Source organism: Nonlabens sp. SCSIO 43208 (genome assembly GCF_050703575.1).
GTDB lineage: Bacteria > Bacteroidota > Bacteroidia > Flavobacteriales > Flavobacteriaceae > Nonlabens > Nonlabens tegetincola.
In genome coordinates, this window is record NZ_CP065365.1 from 2,643,858 (window position 1) to 2,667,057 (window position 23,200).

Below are 23,200 nucleotides of genomic sequence, written 5' to 3' on the forward strand. Positions count from 1 at the left end.
AATGCTTATTACGCTTTCGCGAAAGCGTAATTAATTAACAGAGTTTTATCTTTTATTGTGAATAAAAATCTTTTAGTGTAATAAAACCCATTATTATCGGTAGAAGGAGACTAAATGTAACCGAAGTTAAAATTACTTTGTTAACACCACCAATCTTATCGGGCTGTTATTAAGCTTATTAAGTTTTTCATATACAGTTTATCGACCTACTAACCCATTTTTATCATATTCTTAGGTTTACATAGAAAAAAATAGATATTATGCTATGAATAGTTAATTTTTTGATAAAATAATTAGTTTATCCCTATATTCAGAGCTCAAATGTTAACCCTAAATATTTATACATGAAGAAAATGCACTCTATTGGAGTATTAGCTCTGTTTATGCTAATCTCTACTTTAGCCATGGCCCAACAACGTGACTGTTCTACACATGATGATATGGAATACGCCATGGCACAAGACCCTAGCCTTGCCCAAAAAATCGCAAAAGAAGAACGATACATTCAACAGAAAGCCAATGATTTAATTCAACAAAAAGCCGTGAATGGTGCTGTTATAACCATTCCTGTTGTTGTTCATGTGATTTATAGCAATGCTACTCAAAATATAAGTCAAGCTCAAATTCAATCTCAAATTGATGTGCTCAACGAAGATTTTAGAAGAACTAATAGTGATCGAGACAACACATGGTCACAAGCAGCAGACATGCAAATAGAATTCTGTCTAGCGCAAGTTGATCCTAATGGTAACCCTACCAATGGTATCACCCGTAAAGCTTCTAGTGTTACATCTTGGAATACCACGCAAAATAGAATGAAAAGTAGTGCAACCGGTGGTACCGACCCTTGGGATACCACTCAATATTTAAATATGTGGACTGTTTCTGCTCTTAATAGCAATGGTAGACCAGGTATTTTAGGATATGCTCAATTTCCTGGTGGAAACCGTGCAACTGATGGTGTTGTTATGGGATACAATTATTTTGGGCGTGTAGGCGCTGTTTCGGCACCATTTGATGGTGGAAGAACAACTACTCACGAGGTAGGTCACTTTTTAGGTTTGCGCCACATTTGGGGTGATGGACCTTGTGGTGCCGATGATTTTGTTGCAGACACACCAGAATCTGACGCCTCAAATGGTGGTTGTCAAATAGGTAGTGTTTCTTGTGGATCTGTAGATATGGTCCAAAATTACATGGATTATTCTGATGATGCTTGTATGAACTTGTTTACCGCTGGACAAAAAGCACGTATGAGAGCCAATTTATTAAATGGAGGTTTTCATGCTGCGCTAGCGCAGTCTACAAAATGTACGCCTCCATCTGGTGGTGGTGATACAGGATGTAACAGTACAATTGATAGTTTCCCTTATTCTAATGGATTTGAAAATTCACTTGGTGGATGGACTCAAGATACTGGTGATTCTCTTGATTGGACTCGTAGATCTGGCACAACTCCATCAAGTAGCACAGGACCTAACGGTGCTGATGAAGGATCTTTCTACGTATACGTAGAAGCATCAGACCCTAATTTCAATAAAACTGCAATTTTAAATTCACCTTGTTTAGATTTTGCTGCTGGTTCTTCACCAGATGTTAGCTTTAGATATCAAATGACTGGTAATGCAGTAGGTACTCTTGAATTACAATCTAGGAATGCAGGTAGTTCATCCTGGTCTACTCTTTTTACACAATCTGGAGATCAAGGAGCTTCATGGAAAACGGCTAATGCAACACTAAGTTCTAATGTAGAACAGTTAAGACTTGTAGTTAATACAACAAACTCATGGCAAGGAGACATTGCTGTCGATGCTATATCTATTTCTGAAGGTGGTTCATCTGGTGGTGGTTCTGGATGTGCAAATGGTGTTTCAAGTTTCCCATATTCAGAAGGGTTTGAAAATACTCTAGGACAATGGTCTCAAAATAATACAGATTCTTTAGATTGGACTTTACGATCTGGTGGAACTCCTTCAAGTAGTACAGGACCTAGCGGTGCTGTTCAAGGATCTTTCTATATTTATGTAGAAGCATCTAATCCTAATTTTGATAAAGTAGCAGCATTAGACTCTCCATGTTTTGATCTTACTTCAACATCAAATGCCACACTTTCTTTCCAATATCAAATGACTGGTAATGCTGTAGGTTCATTAAGAGTGGATGCAAGTAATGGTGGTGCTTACTCCACTATATTCAGCGTTCAAGGAGATCAAGGAGCTGCATGGAGACAAGCAAATATTGATCTAGCTAGTTATGCAGGACAGGATGTACAATTGCGACTTGTGGTTAATACAACTTCATCTTGGCAAGGTGACATTGCTGTTGATGACTTAAGAATAACAACTGCCACAGCGTCAACAGACAAATGTGATGGAGTTCCTGCTTACAACAGTAATAATTCCTACTCAGTAGGCGATCAGGTTGTTTATCAAAACTTCCTATTTGAATTACAACCTGGACAATGGGTAAATCTAGGTGAATGTGGTACAGCAAGAGATTCTAATAATTCACAAGTATCTATTCCTGTAAATGCTATCAGTGTTTACCCTAATCCTGTAAGAGATATTCTATTCACTACCGGTATAGAACAACAATCTACGTATGTAATATACGATTTGACAGGACGCAAGGTAGCAAGCGGTGCTGTGATGAAGGAAGGAATAATCGTAGGTGATTTAAATCCTAATGTTTATATCATACAACTTCAAGCAAATGGAACAACAGTTTCGCGTAAGTTTGTTAAAAAGTAATTGATTTAATTAATTAAGAAAAGGCTGCCTTTTGAAGGCAGCCTTTTTTATTATACCCTAAATAAGTGTTGTGGTTTTTATCACCTACCAAATAAAAAAGCCGGTTTACAAATTGTAAACCGGCTTTTTTATTTCTCTAGTCTCTCCTTCTTATAGGTAACAATTTAATTGTCATAAACAATAACAAAATGAAAGGTAAGCTGTGTAAAAATAGATCGAAATAATCCATAAACTTCATACCCTTTGCTCCTCCTAAAAGCCAGCGCCATTTCCCAACCACATGAGGTTCTGGTATAAAAGGAGCTAATCCTAAGGTGAGGCTACCTATTAAAGCTACGAGAAAGTAGGTAACATTTTTTCTACTACTCATTTTTAAAGGTATCGATAGACACTTGCTTCATTTTTTGAACGTAAGGTTGCCAATGAGTATTAAGTAGAGATTTAGTCTCCTTAACTGCTTTATCAACTGCATTTTCTGCATGTTCATACAGTTGAGCTTCTGTAGCTGTTTGAGAACTTTGACGACTACCTATATAACTTTGAGCTGCATACAGTCTATTAAGAACAGTAATTTCGGGATTCCTAGTAATTCCTTGGCGTTTATCTACCTTACCAAAGTATTTTTCTTGCTCCTTCTTCAATGTATCTACCATTTTCTCAGTTGCCTCAATTTCGTTCTTATAAGACTCCTTATCTAATTTTGATAAATAGGATTTAAAGTTGCTGGCTTTCTCAATATTCTCTGCCAATTTATCGGTAACCTCAGAAATTTTAACCGTTAATTGTTCGAGCTTTTTCAGAGCATCATACTTTTCCTTGGCATGAACATCTGTATATTCAGTAATTCTAGGATCGTCTTGGACTTTTATCATGGTTGTACTTACAACGTCATTATAGACTAGTTGCGCCTTGTAGTCTCCTGGCAAAACTCTTAATCCTGATGGTTCTCTCGTACTCTTTCTTACTGATTTTGAAGGTCTATTAACTCCTTTTTCTGTAAGATTCCATCTCCATGAATAAATACCTTCTTCTTTTGGAGCTTTTCTTTTCAAGGTGCGTATAAGTTCTTCACCTCTGTAAATTTTAAGCATTAAGGAGTCTGTTTTTGTGGAGTCCTTTGCTACGGTTGGATCCTTTTTAAAGTAGTATTTGAACCTACCGCCAGTATCTCTATTCTCTCCATGGAACATCGCGTCTGCACCAAATCTACTACCAGTAGGCTGTTGAAATCTTGCCATATAAGCAACTGGTGGTTCAAATAGAGCTATGTTTGATTGTGAGTTCGCTTTCGCGAAAGCGATAAATGGAGCTAAATCATCTAAAACCCAAGCTGCTCTACCAAAGGTTCCTATTACCAAATCATTTTCTCGAGGATGGATTACCATATCCTTAACCGAAACTGTTGGGAAACCATGTGTGTATTTTTGCCAGTTTTCACCAGCATCAAAACTCACATAAAGACCATCGTCTGTACCAAGAAACATCAAATTATTTTCTTCAGGATGCTCTATGATGCTTAAGGTATAGCTTACTACATCGTCTTTATCAACGATACGTTCCCAGCTTTTACCATAATTTGTAGTACGGTATGCGTATGGCTCGTAATTAAAACGACGGTAATCGTTTGCAATAAGTAAGGCGTGTCCTTTTTTAGATTTACTTGCTTTGATTTGTGCAATCCAGCTACCTTGTGGTAAACCTTTTAGTCCTTTTGAAATATCAGTCCAACTTTCTCCTCCATTTTTAGTAACGTGTACTCGACCATCATCTGTTCCTACATAAAGGACATCCTTTTCAACATCACTAGGTTCGATTACTAAAATGGTTGTGTGATTTTCGGCACCTGTTGCATCCATTGTTAAACCACCTGATTCAGATTGTTTTTGTTTCTCTGGATCGTTTGTGGTAAGATCGGGTGATATTACCTTCCAGGTCAAGCCTTTATCGGTTGATTTGTGTACAAATTGGCTTCCAAAATATAAAGTTTTGCTATCAAATGGATCAATATTAATGGCTGCATTCCAATTGAATCTCAATTGAACGTCTGGATCAGGATGAGTAGGTCTTACACTGTAATTATTTCCAGTTTTCCAGTCGTAACGACTTACAAAACCTTGTTGACTCATACTATAACCGAATTGATTGTTATCAGGATCTGGAACAACGTCAAATCCATCACCAAAACTAATTTCCTGCCAATAACTATTACGAATTCCTTGAGCTCTCCAAACATATGCTGGACCACGCCAGCTACCGTTATCTTGCATTCCTCCATATACGTTATAAGGGAATTCATTATCTACGTTAATATGGTAAAATTGCGCTACTGGTAAATTACCAATAAATCTCCATGTTTTACCTCTATCATAAGTGATATTAAGTCCACCATCATTCCCATCAAGCATAAATTTTCCATTTTTAGGATGAATATACCAAGCGTGATGATCGGGATGAACGCCATTGTTTGCACCGTAAGCTGGCATTAATTGGGTAAAGTTTTTTCCACCATCTTCAGATACGTTTACGTAAGTGAAAATAGAATATACTCTATTCTCATTTTGTGGATCTACATAAATCTCAGAATAGTAAAAAGGTCTATTCCCTATATCGCTTTTATCATTTATTTTTTTCCAGTTAAATCCTCCATCAGTAGACTTATACAAAGCATTCTTTTTAGATTCAACTAGTGCATATACTATATTAGGTTCACTAGGAGCTATAGCGACACCGATTCTACCTAGGTCGCCTTTAGGCAAACCATCTTTTTCGGTTATCTTTTTCCAATTTTTTCCAGCGTCATGTGTGATGTACAAGCCTGAACCAGATCCACCAGATTTAAAAAACCACGGATCTCTTTTGTGTTCCCACATAGCAGCTATTAGTTTATTAGGATTAGTAGGATCCATTACTAAATCTGCAGCACCAGATGACTCATTGGTAAATAAAACTTTTTCCCAATTTCTACCACCATCGGTAGTTTTATAAACTCCTCGCTCCTTATGAACACCCCAAGGTGAACCTATCGCAGCTGCATAAACAACATCTGGATTTGTGGGATCAATGATTACACGGTGGATGTGGCGAGTTTTTTCAAGTCCCATACAAGTCCAGCTTTTACCACCATCTAATGATTTGTAAATACCATAACCACCGTTCAAACTATTACGAGGATTACCTTCACCAGTACCTACCCATATCACGCTAGGGTTGCTTTGTTGTACAGCAACAGCTCCTATAGAGGCTGTTTTTTCATTATCGAATATAGGATTCCAGGCTACACCACCGTTTTCACTTTTCCATAAGCCACCGCTAGCGGTACCTGCATAAATTATTTCGGGTTGATTTTCAACAACATCAATAGATGTTACACGACCAGACATTCCACCTGGGCCAATATTTCTAGGTTTTAAATCTTTGAATAAATCAAGGTTTACTTCTTGTGCATTGGTAATCATAACCGATGCCAAAAAGCAAAATAAAAGAATACGTTTCATGAGTTATTTTAGTTAAGAGCACTAAAATACAAACGAATGACAAAAAGAAATCATTAAAAACTTGTTAACGCTACTGATTTAATAAAGCAGGATTGAATTCTTTTCGAGGTTCTTGCACACTAGGAGTAACGATTCCCATTGACGTATTGGATTTATACCATCTTTCTCTAGTTCGTTTAAATTTCTCGTAATCTAAAAGATCATAGATGTCAAATTCAAATTCCTCACTATTACTTAAGGTCATTTTACCATCTGGGAAAATGACTATTAAACTACCTAAATGATTAGAATATTCTGGTAAAAAAGTTTTTCTAATATTATCCTCAAAATCATAATATCCTTCTTCTGGTATGTATAGAGAACCTGGTTCAACCACATGAAAATATTTTTGATTATCCTCTCGTTCTACCGTTCTTTTTAATCGGCGTTTTATCTCATAAATTAAACTGTAATCTTGGTACGTATAGTATTTATTAAAATCAATTACTATAGTATCATTACGCTCTACTACTTGGCCTGAGATATCAAATAAATAATCTGCCAGATTATTACGCAATACCGTATCAATGGTTCTTACTTCATCCATTTCATGTATCACTTTAAATACTTTAGATTGATTGAGTGTAAAGTATTCAATCTTTTTTACCAATTGATTAGTTTTAGGAACTTTTGTAGGCTGTAACAAGTTATTTACTGTTACAATCTCCTCGGTCACAGAATCATTTTTTACTGGTTCATAATCTTTAATACTTATCCATTTCCTTTGATTAAGAGAAGCATAAGTAATCATAAAATCTACAGGTTCAATAAACGAGTTTTCTTCTGATAGATAAAAAAATGACGCAGTACTTATTTTAGAATTGAAGTAAGTGTACTTAAAGTAATTTAAATCATCATTATATATTCCTGGTAGTTTTATATTAAATGGATTAGGCCCAGCAACAATTAGAATATTACCCAAGGATTTATTTATCTCTCTGAGTATAATAGCATATTCTCGTGTGTACCAATGTTTAGAAATTAGTAATTCATCCCTTACTAAAGTTGCCTCTTCAATAGTTGGATAATAAAGAATTAGTAAAGGCTGCTCAGTATCAAAACTATTTCCTGTGATTTGATTTATAGTATTAATTTCTTCATTAGAATTTGAGACCTCTACAATTTTTCGTCTCAGGCGTAATTCATTCACTTGATTATCCATACTGGTTATTTCAAGTAAGCTATCACTACCCTTACGCTTTAATTTCCTAAACTCTTTTTTTGTCAACGCCTCACCTAACTGATCGAAGTATTGCTTTTGAGCATTAATCTGAGAAGAGAAAAGTGTAACGATTATAATTACGTATGCTGGAAATTTGGTAAAATTCACAATGCTATTCATTTTATTTCCACATATCATTACCTAGTAGCTTAAAGTCCTTACTATCACTTATAAGTTGGAATTCAGGTTGACTAGTTCTATTTTGTAATCTTCCATTTAAAGCTATATCATCTAAACATGCTTTTAATAAAGGCTCGTTTTCATCACCTAACTCACCTAAATTTTCAAAATCCTCAAGTAATCTGATATCAGGAGCAAGACCATCAAAATAATCTGTAACTCCTGCACTATTAACACTTTTTAAAACTAAAGGTTGCATAGCATACCTGTGAGAAGGGTTAACATTATTAAATGAAAAATCTGGGCTGTCGTATAGAGTAATACTGGCTTGAAATTTACCTGCTGTATCGTCACCTACTTGAACTACATCTATATAAGGGTCTAATCCATTTATGACAAGTTCACTCGCACTAGCACTGCTACCTGTGGTAATAATATGTACCTTGTCTAGATTAAGTGTATTTAATGCATTGTTGTTAATAGTTGTACGTCTAAAGAAATTAGTAAGTCTTTCTGGATTATTATCTAGAAAAAATTGTTGTACATCTGGATTCCATTCTTCGGTTGAGAAAACATCACTAGTTGGATTACCAGATATCATACTGGCAAGAGTGATCGCACTATTGACCGATCCGCCACCATTATATCGCAAGTCCAATACTAAATGTGTAACACCTTGAGCTTGGAAATTAGCAAATACAATATTTAAATCTTCATCAAATTGGGATAGAAAACTAGTATACATCAAGTAGCCTATTTTTTGGGATCCTTGATCTATGACCTTAGATAATAAAATAGGATTCTCTTGAAGCACCTGTTTATTCAATGCGATTGAATTTCCAGTTGATGTTGTCGTTCTACCCGATAGTGTAGCCAGATCAATACTGTAAGAATCTTGCGACAATAAGGTTTGAAAGTTATTTCGTGTAAGTCGTATGCCATTAATCCCGTTAAAAACCATTCCTCTGGTCACACCTTGCAAATCGGCATCAGAATTAGGCTGAACGTATCTTACATAACCAAAGATGTCGGATGCACTTCCATCCTCGGCCACGAGACCAAATTCCATTCCATTGCTTAAATTTTGACCTGATAACACATTTTGTAGGACTACGTAATCTTCAAAAATGACACTAAATTTATCTACATTTTCTGGTTCAAAAATCAAGGAACTAAAAAAGGATTCTGGTGATGGAAATTGTGCATGATATTCTTCTAGGTCTGCTACCGTCGCAAATCGATCGTTATCTAAAACAGGCACATCGGCTTTGTATAAATAGAAAGCGTTCATACCTCGATAAACAAAATTTTTAACCGTATTGCCACTGGCAAAAACATCATCGTTGTCATCAAAACACGCTGTTACCGATACTGCCAATACCAGTATTATCAAAAGCTTTTTAATATTCATTCTCATCAATTTGTAGTAAATGTAAGTAAAAGTAATCACAAAAACATTGCCATAAATTTCCCCTTGAACCTGTATATTTCACCTAATTTTACTTGAAACCACCTATCATTACAAAAGCAACAATCTATCTTACAATAATTTACGATTTTTTATTTTCATTTTGTAACAATGTTTGAAGGTCCTCGTCATGATAATAGAACCACAACAATGAACCAAACAACTTTTGTAAATACTTTTAAAGAAGTACAAAACAAAATGTACTTTCTCGCTAAAAGACTTTTAAGTTCTTCTGATGAGGCAGCAGATGCCGTACAAGAAGTAATGGTAAAGCTTTGGGAGAAAAAAGACAGCTTGAGTTCTATCAATAATAAAGAGGCTTATGCCATGCAAATGACTCGTAATTATTCATTAGATAGACTTAAAAGTAAACAGGCCAGTCATCTTAAAATTGTTCACAACAATTATGAGTATGATGAACGTAATGCTCAAGAAGAATTAGAACGACGGGCACAAGTTAAACTGGTACAGAAAATGATTAAAGAACTACCAGAACAGTATAAAACGATTCTGGAATTAAGAGATATTAAACAGTATGATTTTGAATCCATTGAACAAATAATGGGAATGAAATCAACAGCTGTTCGAGTAAGTTTGAGTAGAGCTCGTAAAATGCTCAAAGAAAAATTAGAGTCTCATTTTAAAGCAGACATAGCATGAATGAATTATTACAAAAATATTGGGAAGGCAATACCTCTTTAACCGAGGAGCAGCAATTGAGAGACTATTTCAATTCAAATGATATAGCTCCAGAACACAAAATGTATTCTGCCATGTTCAAAACTTTTGAAGATGATGCTGTAGAAGAGGATATTGAATTTGACGCTTTCGCGAAAGCGATACCAGCACATTCCACTAGTAATGAAACAGGCTTTTCTAATTGGAAAGGTCTAGCAATCGCCGCAGGATTCTCATTTCTAATAGCAGTTGGCGCTGGGTTTTATTCTTATAATCAAAAAGCAGATTTAGGAACTTACGAATCTCCAGAAGAAGCCTATGCTGCAACAATGGATGCACTGAAATTAGTCAGTGAGAAATTTAATAAAGGAAAAAGTAAACTGGCACCTGTTAAACATGTTAATCAAAAAACAGAACCCATTATACAATTAGTAAAATAGAAAACAATCACAATCACAAAAAAAGTACAACAATGAAAAAGTTATTATACCTAGCAGTATTTATTCTAAGTGTAACCTACACAACTGCTCAAAACCTAGATGCCATGGGCAATCTTAAAAACACATCAGAAACAGTGGTAACGAGTGAAATGTTTGGCCTTATTACAAACATTGACTTTAATTCCCAAGATGAAGAGGTTAAGGAGATGAAAAAGATGATAGATAAGCTTACTGAATTACGTGTGTATGCTACCGATAATCCAGAAAGTGCTACTCGTATGGCCGCAATGGCAAATAAGTATATCGAATCAAAAAAGCTAGTTAAGTTGATGCATGTTAAAGAGGATGGTCAATTATTTACATTCCACATGCGCAAGGGTAGCTCTGATAAAAAAATACGCGAATTGGTAATGCTTATCAATAACGTAAATGGCGATGAACCTAATGCCGTATTTCTTGTTATCACCGGTGACCTAGATCTAGATCAAGTTTCAAAAATCACTGAAAAGCTTAATGTTCCTGGACAAAAACAGATTGAACAAGCCACTCAGGAGTAAAACACAATTAACACCTCTTGTAGAAAATTACAAGAGGTGTAATTTATAAACCATTAAATCAAACTACTATGAAAAATTTAATCAAACTTATAGGAACTAGTCTATTCTTAGCTCTTGCCTTGGTTTCCTGTGAAAAAGAGGATAGCTTACAAAAATTTCTTGTTGATACTCAGGAAAAGGATGGATATCTGTCCACCAGTGTACCTAAGGGTATCGTAGGTTTTAAAATGGATAACATGAGTGAAGATTCACAAAAAGCCTATGAATCCATTAACAAAATTAATCTGGTAGCACTACCTAAGGATGCTCAAAAAGTAAATTTTGAAGAAGAAAGAGAACGCTTAGATAAAATTCTTAAAAGTGATTCTTATAAAACATTGATGAGACATAGTTCTGATGATATGAAAGTTCATCTAGTGTATGAAGGAGAAAAGGATGCTATCGATGAGGTTCTAGTGTATGCAAATATGCCAAAAGTAGGAATGGGACTTGCCCGAATCACAGGTGACAATATGAATCTTAATGATATCATGAAAATGATGAAAGAGCTAGAAAACAGTGATCTTGACGAACAAAAGGTAAAGAATATGCTTGAAGGGTTTGGGATTAAAACCGATAGCGATGACAACATTGATGAAGATAGTATTAAAGAAGCCCTAGAAAACAGCGGTATTAATATTCAGTAGATTAGAAATAATTCACTTATAAAATCCTCTTCTATAAAAGAGGATTTTTTTTACGCTCTACTTTTTGAAACTAACCAATTAAAGATGCTTTACTTGTATATTTGCAGCCTTTAAAAACAAACAACATATCTTTTCATAATTGATCAGGACGATGCAAAAGGAAATTTGGAAGATATGTGAATCTCATAAAATTGTTTAGTAATGAAAGCAGGAATTGTAGGATTACCTAATGTTGGAAAATCAACCTTATTCAATTGTTTATCAAATGCCAAGGCACAAAGTGCCAACTTCCCATTTTGTACAATAGAACCTAATGTAGGTGTTGTTAATGTACCAGATCCTAGATTATCAAAACTTGAAGAACTTGTACAACCAGAAAAGGTAATTCCTGCTACTGTAGAAATAGTTGACATTGCAGGTTTAGTAAAAGGAGCCAGTAAAGGTGAAGGTTTAGGTAATCAATTTTTAGGGAATATTAGAGAGACCGATGCTATTATTCATGTTTTAAGATGTTTTGAAAACGATAACATTGTTCATGTAGATGGTAGTGTAGACCCTATAAGAGATAAGGAAACGATTGATATTGAACTTCAATTAAAAGACCTAGAAACTGTAGAAAAAAAGCTAGAAAAAGTTAAAAGGGCTGCAAAGACTGGTAATAAAGAAGCTCAAAAAGAACTTGCAATACTAGAACAGCTTAAAGAAGCTTTAGAAAGCGGCACAAGCGTAAGAGCTGTTGAAATTGATCAAGACGATCGTGATGAATTTGTAAAACCGTTGCAACTTATCACTGATAAACCTGTACTTTATTTATGCAATGTAAATGACGATGCTGCTGTTTCGGGTAACGACTATGTAGAACAAGTTAAAGAAGCCGTGAAAAATGAAAATGCCGAAGTACTTGTACTTGCTGTTGGAACGGAGGCCGATATAAACGAGTTAGATGATTATGAAGAACGTCAAATGTTCTTAGCTGATATTGGTCTTGAAGAGCCAGGAAGTGCAAAATTGATAAGATCTGCTTATAAATTACTCAATCAACAAACTTATTTTACAGCTGGTGTAAAAGAAGTAAGAGCATGGACCGTCAATATAGGAGCTACTGCGCCACAAGCTGCTGGAGTTATCCATACCGATTTTGAAAAAGGATTCATTAGAGCCGAAGTAATCAAATATGACACTTACGTAGAATACGGCTCAGAACAAAAAGTGAAAGAAGCTGGTAAACTTAAAGTTGAAGGTAAGGAATACATCGTTCAAGACGGTGATGTAATGCATTTCTTATTCAACGTATAAATCTTTACTAATTATATATTGAAAGGTAATTACTGATGCTCATTCAGTAATTACCTTTTATTTTTTAGAATATTTACGTTTTCGTAATAACAAGAAGATAGCTGCTAGTAGAGCAACAAAAACTAATGGTATTATTACATTGATTAATTGCCATTGTAATCGATCATTATACGTTTTTTGGACATCTAAAAATGGAATAATGATATCCTTATTCCTCAAGGAAATCAAACCTGAATCATCCAACAAGTAATTGATAGTATTCATTAAAAACTCCTTATTACCAAAACTCATTCCCGTTTTAATATCATATCCTAATTCTTGAACCTGTCCAGCAATTATTTGATTTTTCATTATATCACCGTCAGAGATAAGAACTAATGCACCAGATTTCCCATAGTCCAAGTGTTCTTTCAACATAATAGGTTTCACTCTATTTTTATAAGCACTTTTGAAATTTCCTTGAGCTAGAACTGCTAGCGGTTGTTGAGTTGAGTTGAATGCCTGGGAATTAATAGGCTTTTCTATTTCATTTAAACTCACAGCAGCAGGTAGCGTGACTAATTGAGTAGCTTTTGAAGTGGTTAATAAAACCGTTTTCTCGATATCATTTTTTAGGGTATCAATAGTTCCAGCATATTCAAACTTTACATCCTCAAGATTTTTTATAATTGATTGGGCTGTTTGAGTCGTATCTGTAGTAGAATTTGAAACAGGATAATAAGGCCATGGGAACGCTTCATACTGAGTGTTTCTACCTTGACCTACTGCTAGCGCTATAGGTGCAAACTTTTCATCACGAACTAACCCAGTTTTTAATCGCAATCCATAACTAAATAGCATTTCGTCAATATTGAGAGACCTAGGAAGAGCATACGCTTTAGCTTGTGAATTGCTTAGGCTATCATCCTCCATAATGATCGGGTCTACAGCCATAAGCATTTTTCCGCCATCTATTAAATATTGATCTAGTATATATTTTTTTATTTCACTGTAAGGTTTAGTAGGTTTAGGAGCAACCACCAGATCGAATTTTTTAAGACTATTTAATACCTTTTGTGGTTGGACACTATCATTGTCATTTAAAAATTCAATAGCATAAGGTGCTGCCTTGTAGTACGATTGAATAGACTGTAAAAAATCTTGTAGTTGCCTGTCAGTTAGATTACCACTATCACGTAAAACGGCTATCGTTTTTGACTTTTTGGTTGAAACTCTTTTAAGGGCATCTATCAATTGATATTCTAACTGTTGAATACTGGAGTTTACACGATCTTCTGCACTTGCACCAGCTACCGATTTTAATAGTGGAGTGACCACTTGTTTTTCATTATAATAAAACTTGGCATAAGGAAATAAAAGTACTTTGGTATTTTTACCAGCTTCCTGCACGCTTGCAACTGCTGGTTTCATACCTTCTTGTGCTAGTTGGGCCGCAACTCTATCTGTTTCATTTTGATTCAAGTCGGCTATCGGATTAATAAACTCGAATTTTAGATTCGAATTGATGTTAGACAATTCTTCTAGTAATTGTCTGGTTTCTAATTTCAATTTTCTAAATTCAGCCGGTAGATCACCATCTAAAAGAACTTGGACATACATAGCTTGGTCAATACTTGTAAGCAGCTCTTTGGATTGCTTTGATAAAGTAAATCTTTTATCTTTCGTAAGGTCTAACCTTTCATGATGTAAAGAATTTAATATTATTAATCCCACTATTATCAAACTAGGCCACAGTATAAGTTTTAATCTGGATTTCATATTACTTCCTCTTACGTTTTAGGGTTAATATGTTTTCGCTTAAAGCGAAAAAGAATACACAAATTACTATGAAGTAAGTTACATCTCGAGTGTCTAGAACGCCTCTTGAAAGGCTAGAATAATGATATTTCATACCTAATGACTCTACAAAATCATTACTAGATAACTGACTAGCTAATCCTTCAAATCCGAAATACATAACAAAACTTAAGACTGCAGCTAGAAGAAATGCTATTATTTGATTACTGGTTAAACTACTTGCAAATAATCCTATCGAAACATAGCTAGCTGCTAATAGTAAGGCTCCTAGGTAGCTACCTAAAACACTTCCTAAATCAATATTAAATTGCGGATTACCTAACCACCCTAAACTTAGGATATACAAAATGGTAGGAACAAGCGCTACTAAAATCATTAGAAAGGAAGCCATAAACTTACCACCGATTATTGCTCGCATGCTTAATGGACTAGTATATAGCATTTCCATTGTTCCTAATTGAAGCTCAGTTGTAAAACTGCGCATAGTTATGGCTGGAATTAAAAACAAAAACAACCAAGGTAATAAACTAAAAAATGGTGAAGCATCAGCAAATCCGTAGTCTAACAAATTAAACTCTCCTCGAAATACGAATAATACTAATCCTAAGATCAATAAAAACAACCCTATAATCAAGTAACCCGTAATGGACGAAAAGTATCCATTCCATTCCTTTATAAAGATAGCTCTCATGACAAACTTACTTTTTTAAGCACTGAATATGCAGTTGGAGGCTGGGCAAACATTTCTTTTGTTTTAGGCCAAACTTCCTTAAATAACGTAGATTTCCTGTATTTATTTAAACACTCTTCTGAATCCCAATAACTGTAAGTAAAAAATCTTTCAGGCTCATTTATATCCTGATATAATTCTAAAAAGGTACAACCTTCTTGATTACGTATTTGTTCTTTATAATGATCAAACATGGTTTGGAAGCTAGAAATATGTTTTTCTTCAAAAACCATCTGAACGATGCGTACTATCATGATTCAAATTGTATTGTTACTGGTGCGTTAATTTCTAAACCAAAAAGACTGCTAGCACTACCTACTGTGAGCGGATTACTTTTATAGGTAGCTAGTTCTAGGTATCCTGAATTATTAAAGAGCGCTAGCCCTTTACCATCTGGTTTATTCGATTTTCCGTTCTCATCATATTTGACGATTTCAGAGTATCGATTATAAATTCTATTAAATTTTTGATCGCGTGCTTGTAGAATAAAGTTCCTACCCTTTCCATAACTTTCAAATACGTCACGAGATATGTTTGTGATGGCATTACCGTAATTATCTATAAATATCACTTTGCCCCTTATACTTGTACTATCATTAGATAGAATAGGAAGAATTCCAGGTAAGCTTTTAAGCTCAGTTATTGGTTCTCCTATTACTTCCAAAGTACCACCTCGTTTAATGTGACAGGCTACCTGAACAAAGGCATCCAAAACCGTAAAATTGGAATAAATTCTATCGTGAATATTTATTACTACCGCTTTTGTTGATCTAAACTTCTGTAAGATAAACGATAGAACCCCATTATCTGCACATACGAAATAATGATCATCTAATAGAGCTGCGATGTGAGGACTCTCAGGAGTATGCTCTGCATCTACTCCAATTACATGTACAGTACCTTTTGGGAACTGTGAGTAACTCGTATAAATCATAAATGCAGCCTCGTCAACACTAAATGGAGTAACATCGTGAGATATATCTACAATACGTGCATCAGAAAATTGAGAATAAATAGCCCCTTTAACAGCTCCTGCATAAGGATCTTTATATCCGAAATCTGTAGTCAAGGTTATAATGGGCATAGGTTAGTGAGATGTAGCTGCGTTTAATTGATAATATTTTAAACTTAAACTAAGGTCAGTTTCAAGAAATATGTGTAATTTTCCTAAAGCTTAATTCAATAACAAAGCTATAAAATTAATCACGCAATAGCTTATAAAACTGAATACATTTGAACGAACTTATAATTGATCTCTCCGAAACTAATCCATCTGACTTTTTTGGTGTCAAAAACAAGAATCTTTCTTTTTTAAAAAGGCATTTTCCAAAACTTAAAATAGTTGCACGTGGCGGCACTATGAAAGTATATGGTGACGAAGAACAGTTAGAGGAGTTTGACAAGCGCATGGAGATGTTGTTAACTCATTTTTCCAGATATAATGCGATTGATGAAAATGTGATTGAAAGATTACTAATGACTGATGGCGCTAGCGATTATAAGTCAGAAAAAATTGATGATGTGTTGGTTCACGGTAATCGTGGATTACTAATTAAACCAAAAACAGATAATCAAAGAAAGCTTGTTGATCTATGTAAAAAGAACGATCTAGTTTTTGCAATTGGTCCAGCGGGAACTGGAAAAACATATATAGGTGTTGCAATGGCTGTCAAAGCTTTAAAAGAAAAACAAGTAAAGCGCATTATTATAACAAGACCAGCTGTTGAGGCTGGAGAGAATTTAGGTTTCTTACCTGGTGATCTCAAAGAGAAGTTAGATCCCTATATGCAGCCTATCTATGATGCGTTACGCGATATGATTCCTAATGAAAAATTAGGTTCACTTATTGAAAAAGGAACCATTCAAATTGCACCGTTAGCTTTCATGCGAGGTAGAACTTTGGACAATGCATATGTTATCCTAGACGAAGCTCAAAATACAACTCATGCACAAATGAAAATGTTTTTAACTAGAATGGGTAAAAACGCAAAATTCTTTGTGACTGGTGATCCTGGACAGATTGATTTACCTAGACGTGTCATATCAGGTCTTAAAGAAGCATTATTAATTCTTAAAGAAACTGAAGGAGTAGGAATGATGTATCTGGACGATAAAGATGTCGTAAGGCACCGATTAGTGAAAAAGGTGATTGAAGCTTATAAACATATTGAAAATCGCAATTAAGATTTCAATACAGTCCTTAAGTCGTAATCAGCAAATTTTTTCATGTAAGCCTTAACTGAACTTCCATAGGCGTCTTTATTATTACGTCTACCTTTAGTTCTAAAAAAACGCTTTACTCCACCAGGTCCAGATAAATGCGCTGCGGCCAGTGCTCCACTTGTTGTAACCTTTACTCCAGCGATCTCTTTACCTTCATATTCCTCAAGAAAATCTTTCAAAACTTTATAGTTATAGTTTAGATTCTTGACAAATATTTTTTCTTGAAGAGATGGTGAGTTCAAAAAGTATAAAGTATCATTCACACCTAATTGCTCGAGTGTAGATTTTCCAAATTGATATTTACCTAAGTACCCTAAGGAATTTACCTTATGATATTTACCTTGTGACTCTTTAAATGCCAGCGCAGTTCTGAATGCATCAAATCCTCTTTCACTTTCAATTGGGAAAGAAGTCACCTTTGCTTTTTTTACAGAATACTTAGGTCCCATGGTATGAAAACCATAAGCTATAAATTGCTGAGGCTCTCGATTGACTGCAATTTTGGTTTCTTTATCCAGTAGGTTTGCTCCTACATTACTCATTGTCATGAGTGATATTCCTATTATTAAGGAATACATTAACACATTTAATAAACGTGTATTCATAAAATTTGATTTCGGTATGTTACTGTCACCCCTTACCTATTTCGCGGTGCAAATTTACGACTATATTTAGATTAAAAGTTAAATACTTCATAAACAGATTTTTAAGTGTGTTACTTATTGTTAATAAAAGCAAGTATTTACATCATATTTATAGCCCTTACATTCAGTGTTATCAGTAGTTTCCCAACATTTCAATGAATTAATGTGTAGAATTTAACACTGAAAAAGATTCCTGTAAAAAACAAAATAAATTTATTCACAAACCATTATCGCAAACGTTGTAGTTGTCTTATTTTTGCAAAAAATAAAACTAAACCTTTTTTCCATGAGCCAAATGGACACCTACGAGAAAGAAATTGCTTTTCAAACAGACCGACGTCGTGCCGCTGTAGCCTTCATTAAAGCTGTTAGTGATTTATGGTATGACAAATCAATTGAGTTAGTACTTTTCCGTAATCAACTAATCGATCGTAACGTGAGCGAAATCATCAACTTACATGAGTATGCTGGTGAATTTGTTCAAAAACCTATCTCGGTATTTGATAGTGTTGAAATTGCGCAAGCAATTTTACAGCTTAATTTACCACCTGCCAAAGTAGATATAGGCAAGCTTACCTACGAGTATCATCTTGAAGATAATGAAATACAAGATGCTACTAGTTTTGTTGCAAAAAAATTAGGAGACGCTCAAAATCAAGATAACATCACACCAAAAGATGTTGTTCTTTACGGTTTTGGTAGAATAGGTAGATTACTTGCTCGTGAATTAATGACCAAAGCAGGTAAAGGAAGCCAGTTGCGACTTAGAGCTATTGTTACTCGTGGAGAAATATCTCAAAGTGTTCTAGAAAAAAGAGCCTCTCTTCTTGCACAAGACAGTGTGCATGGTGATTTTTCTGGAACGGTAAGTTATAGTGTAGAAAATAAAGCTCTTATCATTAATGGAACAACCGTTAACATGATAAGCGCCAATGCTCCAGAAGATATTGATTATACAGAATACGGTATAAACGATGCTTTAATAATTGACAACACAGGAGCTTTCAGAGATGATGAAGCCTTAGCACGTCATCTAAAGGCAAAAGGAGCTCACAAAGTTTTACTTACTGCTCCAGGTAAAGGAATACCAAATATTGTTCATGGTGTGAATCACCTAGAAAACAATCCTGATGAAATAGACATTTTCTCTGCGGCAAGCTGTACAACAAATGCTATTACACCTGTTTTAAAAGCAGTGGAAGATAGCTTCGGAGTTGTAAAAGGACACCTTGAAACCATTCATGCTTATACTAACGATCAAAATCTTGTAGACAATATGCACAAGAAATACCGTCGTGGTAGAGCTGCTGCACTCAATATGGTAATTACTGAAACTGGTGCTGGTAAAGCAGTAAGTAAGGCACTACCTAGTTTTGAAGGTAAATTAACATCAAACGCTATTCGAGTTCCTGTTCCTAATGGTTCTCTTGCTATCCTTAATTTACAACTAGAGAATTCTACAAGCAAAGAGGCCTTAAACGCAACCATGAAGAAATATGCATTAGAAGGTGATCTTGTTGAACAAATAAAATACAGTATTGACAACGAATTAGTATCTAGTGATATAATTGGTTCAAATGCTCCTTCTATTTATGACTCAAACGCAACAATAGTTGATGATTCTGGGAAGAATGCTGTTCTGTACGTATGGTATGACAATGAATATGGATATAGTCACCAAGTTATCAGACTGGCTAAATACATTGCAAAAGTTAGAAGATTTACTTACTATTAGTAGATTAGAAGCTATTATGAAAAAAGCCCAACTTATTAGTTGGGCTTTTTGCTTTTAAATATCTGAGCTGCTCTGGTATAACCACCTTGATCACCATCGACAAAATGCACATGATAATCATCAAGCGCAGTTACAAAACAAGAAAGTACACTTGTATTACTTACATGATAACCAAAAGTAATTTGTCCACTTTCTTTTAGTTGTTCCAGTTTCTTTAATAGTTTCTCTCGCTGGATAGAGCTTCCAGTAATAACAGTATTAATTGAACCATCAATCATCAATGATTCGGTATGTAGGGATAGTTCATTTAAATACCGTTGTCCTTCTTTACTATTTTTTAAATAAAATTTGCCTATCAAAATTCTCATGATAGACTTTGTCATTTCTAACCAACTCATCGAAGAAAACTTCATCAAAACTTCATCTTTCAATTGTTTAAGATTGTCTACCATATTAAGTCTTTCTGGAATAATAGGATGCCTCATACCATATTCACCATAAATTTCGTCTAGTAATCGTAATACGTTACTATAAATGTCACTTTGCCACTCAGTTTTGGTAGCATTAATGATTAAAGTTAAAATCTCATTATTGGTTTGTGGTGGCTCGATTTTATCCCATTTACATTCCATCCCGTTAAGATTAAGATTAAAGGGAAATGAAGATAATTGGATTTCACGGTTATCCTTCTTAATACTTTTCTCTGCGATTTGAAGAGCATCTCCTAGGACAATTGGAGAAACATGTAACTCATTCAATCTTACTTTAGTAATCTTTAGAACTGCTCCTTGATTATATAATTCTTTAAGCGGCCTAGAATCAACTCTTAGAAAGAAATCAAAATTGTCCTTACAGTTCTGTTGGTGTAAGACAAGCGCATGCAAACATTCGTCTAGTAATGACTCGGGAACCATAATAGTAGCACCATCGCCGCCAAAGAAAAAGGGAATTGAAATTTCACGCTCTCTAGAAATATTAAGACATGCCACAATGCAACCAGTGGCAGCTAGGTTAACCAATTGATGTTTTCCAGCTGCTACGGCTGCCGATGAGTTTTGGACATCAGTCACTATAATATGCCAGCTTTCTGGCACAATCTCAAATAAAGATTCATCTGCCAGCACATCATGAACAGCGTCATAATAAACATATAGATTTTTATAAAAATCAACATCAGCCATAATCAAACCTAACTCTTTTTCTCTAAATGAAATTAAAAAACATGATAAAAGCGACTGAATACGTACCGTTGTTGATAAAAGAACTACTGACAACGTTATTCTTAACAATAACTTCATACTAAGGATTTTACCTTTGCAGCATAATTCCCTCTTTATGAAATATGTATACACACTGTTTGTGTTTTGTTTCGCTTTCGCGAAAGCGTACTCACAAGTAGTTATCAATGAACTTGATACAGATACTCCAGGCACAGATTACATGGAGTTTGTCGAGCTTAAAACAGACAATCCATTTCAATCATTAAATGGTTATGTATTGGTATTTTTTAACGGAAGTACTAGCACCTCTAGCGGTCAAGGAAGAAGTTATTATACCGTTGATCTAGATGGATTAACTACCGACAACAATGGATTAATAGTTCTAGGTAGTTCTCAAGTATCACCAGTTCCAGATAGATTACTAGCAGAATCAAACATACAAAATGGTGCTGATGCAGTGGCTATTTATCTGGGTGATGACACGGATTGGCCAGATCGTACTTTTGCCAATCAGACCAATTTGATAGACGCATTAGTTTATGAAACAGATGATGCTCTTAATCAGAATTTACTTAATTTACTGGGTGAAACGGTGCAGTATAATGAAAATGAGAATGGTAATAAGCTGTCAGAATCTATTCAACGTAAAGCCGATGGAACCTTTGAAGTAAAAACTAGCACACCTCATTCTCTTAACGATACGACCACACCTAGTTATACTGGTGTAAGTTATACCACTAGTAGTGCATCTGTCGATGAAGGATCGTCAGTTGATATCACTTTTACTCTTACTCAAGCATCGAGTACCTCATTTACTCTTAATTATAGTTTAAATAACGCAGGTTTTGATACCAGCGATTATACAGGAGTTACACAAGTAACCTTTACGCCTGGTGTAACTTCTATAACAGAAAGTTTTACCATAATAGATGATGTTGTTGATGAAGGTGATGAATTCATGCGTATTAATATTCAAAATAGTCTGCCTGTAGGTTTCAAAAGGTTGAAGGATAATGAAACTGTATTGATAGTTGACAATGATTTTCAAATAGCAAATTACGGTACACCACTTCAACCTACATATGGTATAGTTAATAGCACCGCACCTTCAAATTATTATGATAGTTTAAATAATTTATCAGGAAACACTCTTGAAACAGCTATTACTAATTTAATCGCAGATGAGAATACCGTACGTATTCACACTTACGATGACACCATAGAAATTTTAAAACAAGCGGATGTTTCTCCACTTAATTCTAATAAAGTGTGGTTACTATATTCTGAAGAGGATCGCAGTGATATTTTGTTTCAAACAGGAAGTAGTAATGTAGGTAGGTGGAATAGAGAACATATTTACCCAAGATCTAGAGGCGGCTTTTTTGAAATTGAGTATGATGAGACCATCGACGGTATGTCTGCCTGGACTCCTACTAATGCGGACAGTTTAAGACATGGTCAAAGCGACGCTCACCATTTAAGAGCTACAGACGGACCAGAGAATAGTCAACGTGGTAATAAAGACTATCCTGAATATGATGGTCCTAGCGGTTCACAAGGCAGTTGGCATGGTGATGTAGCTAGAGCCATTTTCTACATGACGCTACGTTATAATGGATTAGACGTAGTAAATGGAAATCCTAGTAATTCTACCAGTGGTCAAATAGGCGATCTTGCAACTTTACTGCAGTGGCATCGTAATGATCCACCAGATGATTTTGAAATGAACAGAAATAACGTAGTCTACAACTGGCAATTCAATCGTAATCCGTTTATAGATTTACCCGATCTAGTGGAATACATATGGGGTAATCAATCTGGTCAAACGTATTTATTGAGCGAGGATGAGGTCAGTTTTAATGAGTATATCATTTATCCTAATCCTTCACAAAATAGTTTCCTAATTCAAACTACTACACCTATTAAGGAAGTTGCTATTTATGATGGTACTGGAAGATGGGTACAAAATAAAACTGTAGACAACAATTCTACTATTAATCATAACTTACAAGCTGGAGTTTATTATTTAAAAATCACATCTACCGAAGGAAACACCAGCACTATTAAACACATAGTAAAATAGACTAATCTTAGGTTATAA

Annotated in this window: 19 protein-coding genes; 9 read left to right on the forward strand and 10 right to left on the reverse strand. The window is 34.9% G+C overall.

What is annotated here, in order from left to right; translation table 11 throughout:
• The first annotated feature begins 344 nt into the window (after nucleotides 1-344).
• Nucleotides 345-2,750: a M43 family zinc metalloprotease gene (locus I5168_RS12200; RefSeq protein WP_431471951.1), complete on the forward strand. Its 2,406-nt coding sequence runs from the start codon at nucleotides 345-347 to the stop codon at nucleotides 2,748-2,750.
• Between the two features lie 136 nt (nucleotides 2,751-2,886).
• Here the strand turns inward: I5168_RS12200 and I5168_RS12205 are convergent, their stop codons facing one another.
• The 4 genes from I5168_RS12205 to I5168_RS12220 form a co-directional block, all read right to left on the reverse strand.
• Nucleotides 2,887-3,120 carry a hypothetical protein gene (locus tag I5168_RS12205; RefSeq protein WP_105018705.1) on the reverse strand — a complete coding sequence of 78 codons (234 nt, stop codon included), beginning with the start codon at nucleotides 3,118-3,120 and terminating at the stop codon, nucleotides 2,887-2,889.
• The gene (locus I5168_RS12210; protein WP_431471952.1) at nucleotides 3,113-6,244 is read right to left on the reverse strand and encodes a VPS10 domain-containing protein; all 3,132 of its coding nucleotides are present in this window, start codon (nucleotides 6,242-6,244) and stop codon (nucleotides 3,113-3,115) included. The genes I5168_RS12205 and I5168_RS12210 overlap by 8 nt, the downstream gene beginning before the upstream one ends.
• Nucleotides 6,245-6,314: 70 nt before the next feature.
• Nucleotides 6,315-7,625, reverse strand: coding sequence for a hypothetical protein (locus tag I5168_RS12215; RefSeq protein WP_431471953.1), 1,311 nt, complete (start codon nucleotides 7,623-7,625; stop codon nucleotides 6,315-6,317).
• Between the two features lies 1 nt (nucleotide 7,626).
• Nucleotides 7,627-9,036, reverse strand: coding sequence for a S41 family peptidase (locus tag I5168_RS12220; RefSeq protein WP_431471954.1), 1,410 nt, complete (start codon nucleotides 9,034-9,036; stop codon nucleotides 7,627-7,629).
• A gap of 207 nt (nucleotides 9,037-9,243) precedes the next feature.
• On the opposite strand from I5168_RS12220, the gene I5168_RS12225 reads away from it, so the two are divergent.
• The 5 genes from I5168_RS12225 (at nucleotide 9,244) to ychF (ending at nucleotide 12,750) form a co-directional block, all read left to right on the forward strand.
• Nucleotides 9,244-9,753: an RNA polymerase sigma factor gene (locus tag I5168_RS12225; protein ID WP_042278480.1), complete on the forward strand. Its 510-nt coding sequence runs from the start codon at nucleotides 9,244-9,246 to the stop codon at nucleotides 9,751-9,753.
• Nucleotides 9,750-10,211, forward strand: coding sequence for a hypothetical protein (locus I5168_RS12230; protein WP_105018701.1), 462 nt, complete (start codon nucleotides 9,750-9,752; stop codon nucleotides 10,209-10,211). Before I5168_RS12225 ends, I5168_RS12230 begins: the two co-directional genes overlap by 4 nt.
• 32 nt (nucleotides 10,212-10,243) lie before the next feature.
• Nucleotides 10,244-10,768 carry a DUF4252 domain-containing protein gene (locus tag I5168_RS12235; protein ID WP_431471955.1) on the forward strand — a complete coding sequence of 175 codons (525 nt, stop codon included), beginning with the start codon at nucleotides 10,244-10,246 and terminating at the stop codon, nucleotides 10,766-10,768.
• Nucleotides 10,769-10,836: 68 nt separating this feature from the next.
• Nucleotides 10,837-11,454 carry a DUF4252 domain-containing protein gene (locus I5168_RS12240; protein ID WP_431471956.1) on the forward strand — a complete coding sequence of 206 codons (618 nt, stop codon included), beginning with the start codon at nucleotides 10,837-10,839 and terminating at the stop codon, nucleotides 11,452-11,454.
• Nucleotides 11,455-11,655: 201 nt separating this feature from the next.
• Nucleotides 11,656-12,750, forward strand: a complete 1,095-nt coding sequence (gene ychF / locus I5168_RS12245; protein WP_085774424.1) for a redox-regulated ATPase YchF — start codon at nucleotides 11,656-11,658, stop codon at nucleotides 12,748-12,750.
• Nucleotides 12,751-12,807: 57 nt separating this feature from the next.
• Here ychF and gldG read toward each other — a convergent pair whose 3' ends face one another.
• Genes gldG through I5168_RS12265 form a run of 4 tightly spaced genes read right to left on the reverse strand, consistent with a single transcriptional unit; the run spans nucleotide 12,808 to nucleotide 16,361 of the window.
• Nucleotides 12,808-14,508: a gliding motility-associated ABC transporter substrate-binding protein GldG gene (gene gldG, locus I5168_RS12250; protein ID WP_431471957.1), complete on the reverse strand. Its 1,701-nt coding sequence runs from the start codon at nucleotides 14,506-14,508 to the stop codon at nucleotides 12,808-12,810.
• A 1-nt stretch (nucleotide 14,509) separates the two neighbouring features.
• Nucleotides 14,510-15,238, reverse strand: coding sequence for a gliding motility-associated ABC transporter permease subunit GldF (gene gldF / locus I5168_RS12255; RefSeq protein WP_085774422.1), 729 nt, complete (start codon nucleotides 15,236-15,238; stop codon nucleotides 14,510-14,512).
• Complete coding sequence (locus I5168_RS12260; RefSeq protein ID WP_431471958.1) at nucleotides 15,235-15,531, reverse strand: putative quinol monooxygenase; 297 nt, start codon at nucleotides 15,529-15,531, stop codon at nucleotides 15,235-15,237. The genes gldF and I5168_RS12260 overlap by 4 nt, the downstream gene beginning before the upstream one ends.
• Nucleotides 15,528-16,361 carry an SAM hydrolase/SAM-dependent halogenase family protein gene (locus I5168_RS12265; RefSeq protein WP_431471959.1) on the reverse strand — a complete coding sequence of 278 codons (834 nt, stop codon included), beginning with the start codon at nucleotides 16,359-16,361 and terminating at the stop codon, nucleotides 15,528-15,530. Before I5168_RS12265 ends, I5168_RS12260 begins: the two co-directional genes overlap by 4 nt.
• A 149-nt stretch (nucleotides 16,362-16,510) precedes the next feature.
• On the opposite strand from I5168_RS12265, the gene I5168_RS12270 reads away from it, so the two are divergent.
• Nucleotides 16,511-17,461: a PhoH family protein gene (locus tag I5168_RS12270; protein ID WP_042278270.1), complete on the forward strand. Its 951-nt coding sequence runs from the start codon at nucleotides 16,511-16,513 to the stop codon at nucleotides 17,459-17,461.
• Here the strand turns inward: I5168_RS12270 and I5168_RS12275 are convergent.
• Nucleotides 17,458-18,105, reverse strand: a complete 648-nt coding sequence (locus I5168_RS12275) for a hypothetical protein (RefSeq protein ID WP_431471960.1) — start codon at nucleotides 18,103-18,105, stop codon at nucleotides 17,458-17,460. The genes I5168_RS12270 and I5168_RS12275 overlap by 4 nt on opposite strands.
• Before the next feature lie 325 nt (nucleotides 18,106-18,430).
• On the opposite strand from I5168_RS12275, the gene I5168_RS12280 reads away from it, so the two are divergent.
• Nucleotides 18,431-19,879: a glyceraldehyde-3-phosphate dehydrogenase gene (locus I5168_RS12280; protein WP_167341734.1), complete on the forward strand. Its 1,449-nt coding sequence runs from the start codon at nucleotides 18,431-18,433 to the stop codon at nucleotides 19,877-19,879.
• A gap of 35 nt (nucleotides 19,880-19,914) precedes the next feature.
• On the opposite strand, the gene I5168_RS12285 is transcribed toward I5168_RS12280, so the two are convergent.
• A complete protein-coding gene (locus I5168_RS12285) occupies nucleotides 19,915-21,177 on the reverse strand; it encodes a DUF3095 family protein (protein WP_431471961.1) in 1,263 nt (420 codons plus the stop codon).
• A gap of 37 nt (nucleotides 21,178-21,214) precedes the next feature.
• Here I5168_RS12285 and I5168_RS12290 point away from each other — a divergent pair, with 37 nt between their 5' ends.
• Nucleotides 21,215-23,182 carry an endonuclease gene (locus I5168_RS12290; RefSeq protein ID WP_431471962.1) on the forward strand — a complete coding sequence of 656 codons (1,968 nt, stop codon included), beginning with the start codon at nucleotides 21,215-21,217 and terminating at the stop codon, nucleotides 23,180-23,182.
• The last annotated feature ends 18 nt before the right edge of the window (nucleotides 23,183-23,200 follow it).